Annotated in this window: 7 protein-coding genes; all 7 read right to left on the reverse strand. The window is 42.7% G+C overall.

The window, feature by feature from the left end:
- Window positions 1-11: 11 nt before the first annotated feature.
- The 7 genes from AC5JL8_RS07015 to AC5JL8_RS07045 all read right to left on the reverse strand — a co-directional run bounded on the left by AC5JL8_RS07015 (window position 12) and on the right by AC5JL8_RS07045 (window position 3,627).
- Window positions 12-662 (reverse strand): BRO family protein, encoded by a 651-nt coding sequence (locus AC5JL8_RS07015; protein ID WP_495879065.1) that lies wholly within the window; start codon window positions 660-662, stop codon window positions 12-14.
- Window positions 663-824: 162 nt separating this feature from the next.
- The gene (locus AC5JL8_RS07020) at window positions 825-1,688 is read right to left on the reverse strand and encodes a KilA-N domain-containing protein (protein ID WP_495879066.1); all 864 of its coding nucleotides are present in this window, start codon (window positions 1,686-1,688) and stop codon (window positions 825-827) included.
- A 42-nt stretch (window positions 1,689-1,730) separates the two neighbouring features.
- Window positions 1,731-1,904, reverse strand: a complete 174-nt coding sequence (locus AC5JL8_RS07025) for a DUF1392 family protein (RefSeq protein ID WP_495879067.1) — start codon at window positions 1,902-1,904, stop codon at window positions 1,731-1,733.
- A complete protein-coding gene (locus AC5JL8_RS07030; protein ID WP_495879068.1) occupies window positions 1,855-2,214 on the reverse strand; it encodes a DUF1392 family protein in 360 nt (119 codons plus the stop codon). The genes AC5JL8_RS07025 and AC5JL8_RS07030 overlap by 50 nt, the downstream gene beginning before the upstream one ends.
- Window positions 2,214-2,468, reverse strand: coding sequence for a MerR family transcriptional regulator (locus tag AC5JL8_RS07035; RefSeq protein WP_495879069.1), 255 nt, complete (start codon window positions 2,466-2,468; stop codon window positions 2,214-2,216). Before AC5JL8_RS07035 ends, AC5JL8_RS07030 begins: the two co-directional genes overlap by 1 nt.
- A gap of 41 nt (window positions 2,469-2,509) precedes the next feature.
- Window positions 2,510-2,713 carry a hypothetical protein gene (locus AC5JL8_RS07040; RefSeq protein ID WP_495879070.1) on the reverse strand — a complete coding sequence of 68 codons (204 nt, stop codon included), beginning with the start codon at window positions 2,711-2,713 and terminating at the stop codon, window positions 2,510-2,512.
- Window positions 2,714-2,814: 101 nt separating this feature from the next.
- Entirely contained in the window at window positions 2,815-3,627 is an 813-nt protein-coding gene (locus tag AC5JL8_RS07045) for a hypothetical protein (RefSeq protein ID WP_495879071.1), read from the reverse strand.
- Between the last annotated feature and the right edge of the window lie 194 nt (window positions 3,628-3,821).

Below are 3,821 nucleotides of genomic sequence, written 5' to 3' on the forward strand. Positions count from 1 at the left end.
AGCTATGAAGCTTATACAGCAAGCACTTTAGCTCTCTTGTCGCCCCTTGAAGGCCGGAAGTTACGACGACGGAAGATATAGCGGAAGTGGCGCTTGTCCTGCGGGGGAAGCGTTCGCCATACCTCGGCATCCCAACCGGGGGGTATGAAGTCAGTTGATGGTGGCAGAAACTTTTGGATTTGGAATTGCAACTGAGCGATTGCCTTACCCTGTTCCTCAATTACCATGTTTTGCTGTTCGAGTTTTTCCAAGAGTTGGGCAAGTAGCTCTGAGGTTTGCGGGGCTAACTCTGCTTCACGAGTTTTCACCGCGAAATAGTTTTGTGCGGCAGCGATCGCACTTTTACGAGGATCACCATTCATGGCCACCAAATAGCAGGCGTGTCGTGAGAGCTTATAATCTTTCAGCACTTCCCGAAATGCCTGAGATGTGCCAATTTGCGTCATTTGGACGACATCGACCAGATGGCAGGATTGGTCTAAGCCAGAATTTTTAGCGCTGATTTTTGCCCTTTCAACGGTGTCCTTGATTCTTTTCCAAGTTTGATAACCCAGTAGTGTTAATAATTCTGTAGCTAGCCAATACTCACTCCCATCACTATCAACTTGTTTAATCTGGTCAAATGGACTGGCGTGGCTTTCATCAAAAGTGATTGCATCCATAATTTTTCCCCTGTTAATGTATGAACCTGTCGCAGCACTGCTGTATCTCGTCTGACTTTTAAGTTTTGTAAATAGGTATGTTATTTTGGTAGCGAACACATACACAACACCTATTTGTTTGCTGCGATTGCTTATGCTCTCCCCCGCGTTAAGCAATCGCTGTTACTTTTTCACCAGCGTCATTTGCTTTTTGCTAGTGAAAGCCCCAGCAAGCTTGAGTGCCGCAGTTGGATTTGGGTGTGCGAAAAACTCCTCGATTGCTTTGGTCAGTCCGGCAGCAATGGCAGGATCGTAGCAGGCGTAGATGTAGACTGATTGCTGAGTGCCATTGACCAGACGATTCTCTTGACGGTCGCCCAACTGCGGGTAAAACGTCCGAACCCAAGTACCCAAATGCCCCCGATAATGGGAACCACTGAGAGGGACTTTTTTACCAAGCTCACTCTCTGCAAAGTTGACCACGCCTAACCAGCGCTCTTCTGAAGGGGTTAGCAATTTTCGGTTATGTTCGGCTAGTAGGTTAGCGGCAAAGTCTTTAAAATGCTGCTCGATGTATGGGTTGAGTCTGCCACCTGTGAGGTCAGCCAAAGTCTTCATCGCGTCCACCAAAGTTTGCAAACGCTGCTCAACAGGAGGGAGGGCAGGGTTAGGTGATTGAGGAATTGGTTGTATTTGTGCCTCAGCGATTATTACTTTAGTTAGAGTTCTGTTGGCCCAAATGCGGAACTCGACAGACACCCACTGTGCTAGATCAATCGCTATCTCTGGGTGAATCCAAGTTCCTTGAGAACTGCCATAGCCATCAATTTCAATGATTAAAGACGATATCGGGATTCCGATGTCGTTTGAAAGTGCTGCCCAGTAAGCTTTTGTAGATTTCCTTTCTTTGTAATGTCCCCAAGATTTGTTATTTGCATGGCACATTTGGGTTGCATTCACGTAACCCTTGGGTATGCTGTACTTTCCTACTTCCCCGTCTTGAGCCATTTGATTAATTTCAGAGTCACGCCATAAATGTGTCAACATGATTGCTTCTCCTGTTCTTGTTCAAACACTTAGTTGAATGACTTAGACATTCAGCCGCACTAAATCTTCTTCCCGTACCAATGAAAAGCGATTGGTCATGCTGGATGGTGGGGAAAAAGCAGGTGATGCCAATTCGACTTTGTAAAACCAGGACTTCTCGATTAACTCAATCCCCAGAATCAGCCTTTGGTTTGTGCCGCGATTGGGAAATTGCAACAGTACGCGATTGCGCTCCCGCGCAGTGCCGAAGGTAATCGCCTAAAACAAAAGCTGGTTTTTTCAAGATTCGGGGTTGTATTTGACCAGTACCGATGATTTGGTGTTTTGTTGCATAGATGAAATCATCTTTGACATCGACAACGTAATTCCAATAATCTCCATACCACTGCACCCCCAAGCAGTAACCGAATGTTCTCAGACTTTTGAGGTAAACTTTTTCTAGCAGATTGACCTCAACGGGTGGTATTTCTTGACCCCAAGGTGGCGAGAGAAACCAGCATTTTTCTAACTCGGTGATTGCTTCCATTACGCTTTTCCCTTCAAAAGATAACTAATGGCTTGGGAATCAAGAGATGTAATCCGTTTTTTGATTTGATGCGGTGGTTTTTCTAAAAACTGTTTGAGATTCCCTGGTTTGACTTGATAGTATTTGGGACAACTTTGATTTGCCTTGAGCCAGCCTCTTTGAATCCAGTGCCGGACAGTTAATAGATTTAGAGATAAAATACTGGCGATTTCATGACAGGTATAATTTTCTGGATTTGTCAAAGTTTTAGTCATAAATCCCTCTCTAAAATTTAATACTGAGAGAAAACTTAGATTTAATCTGGTTGTTGAACCCTGTTAACAATCCGTGCGCTGATTGATTCAAAATCGACTTGGAAAATATTTAAATCAGTCTGCATTTGACCTGTGTTGTATAGGTCTACTATTTGCTGTTTGATGACTTCTTCCGGTAGCCCATCTGAAATATTGATGTGAGCTTCGCTTGTGATTCTTTCAACTACTGTGACAATAACTTTCATGGGATAATCTCTTGTGATTCATGGATGTGGATTAAAAGTAGTAGGGGTGTAGAGTGTGGAATCTAAGAATAAACCTCCAACCCCTGCCTTCTTTCCTTAATTCAAGCCACCTCTGCTTTTACTGTAGTTAACTGCTGCATCCATGAGCGAATTGCTGCCAGTTCATCAGCCCCACTAACGACCGCATCAATCACTTGCTTTTGATACGAAGATTCAGCATCATTTGGATTTTCAAACTTATCAGCAGCCCAAGCTAGACACATTGTTTTTACTAAAGAATCAATCTTGGTAGGTGGAAGTAAACTCGGACGGTCAACATCTTGAAACTGCAAATACTCCCGTACCAAATCAAGCGGATAATTTAACAAAGTTCGAATCTGTTTTACTCGTAAATCTTGAGAATGCGGTGGTTGTTCTGGTGTTAACGAAAGGGATGCAGATGTACTCAATCTAGATTGAATTTCGGTAATGATTGCACCCCAATCAGCGTTAGGATTCCATTCTCTACGAATTCTGACTTTAGTAGTCGCATCATACAATCGGCAGAAAACGGTATTTTCTTCACCACTGGTAACAGCAATAGTCAGGGGTTTAGAAAAGTTTTGAACAAGTGATGCTGATAATAAAAATGTTTTGGCGAAATTGGTTTCAATGCCAGTTCTGATTACATAAACTTCATCGGCAGCGACAACAATATCTAACTTGAGATTGTCCTTGCCCTTGAATTCTTTGGCTGTCACTCGTAGTTCTGATAAATAACCTGTTAACCCACGTTGTTGAACTGGGATTGTCTTTTCTTGGTCGATGTTGAAGTGATACCACAAAAAGGATTCACCGCTTGATTCCCCATTTTTGACGTAAAGATAAATTGGTTCTGGTGGGTTACAAAAGCCTAGTTTGATTTCATTACTCATTTCTTAACCTCTGCACTTATGGAGTGTGCAATAATTTGATTCACCTTGAAAAATTGCCTTAAATTCCTTACTTAGCAAAAGCCTGGAAACATATTCAGGCTTTTGCTTTTTCAGATTAGTCATGATCCAAAACAAGATCCAGGGGAAACGCACCTTATTTCCTAACAAAAACTAATAAGGATTTCAAAGTCATC

Source organism: Mojavia sp. (assembly GCF_059505145.1).

What these genes read in the sequence shown, in the direction of transcription:
- AC5JL8_RS07035 (WP_495879069.1), bottom strand. Translation starts at nt 2,468, where the DNA reads ATGACTAAAACTTTGACAAATCCAGAAAATTATACCTGTCATGAAATC.
- AC5JL8_RS07020 (WP_495879066.1), bottom strand. Translation starts at nt 1,688, where the DNA reads ATGTTGACACATTTATGGCGTGACTCTGAAATTAATCAAATGGCTCAA.
- AC5JL8_RS07030 (WP_495879068.1), bottom strand. Translation starts at nt 2,214, where the DNA reads ATGGAAGCAATCACCGAGTTAGAAAAATGCTGGTTTCTCTCGCCACCT.
- AC5JL8_RS07015 (WP_495879065.1), bottom strand. Translation starts at nt 662, where the DNA reads ATGGATGCAATCACTTTTGATGAAAGCCACGCCAGTCCATTTGACCAG.
- AC5JL8_RS07040 (WP_495879070.1), bottom strand. Translation starts at nt 2,713, where the DNA reads ATGAAAGTTATTGTCACAGTAGTTGAAAGAATCACAAGCGAAGCTCAC.
- AC5JL8_RS07045 (WP_495879071.1), bottom strand. Translation starts at nt 3,627, where the DNA reads ATGAGTAATGAAATCAAACTAGGCTTTTGTAACCCACCAGAACCAATT.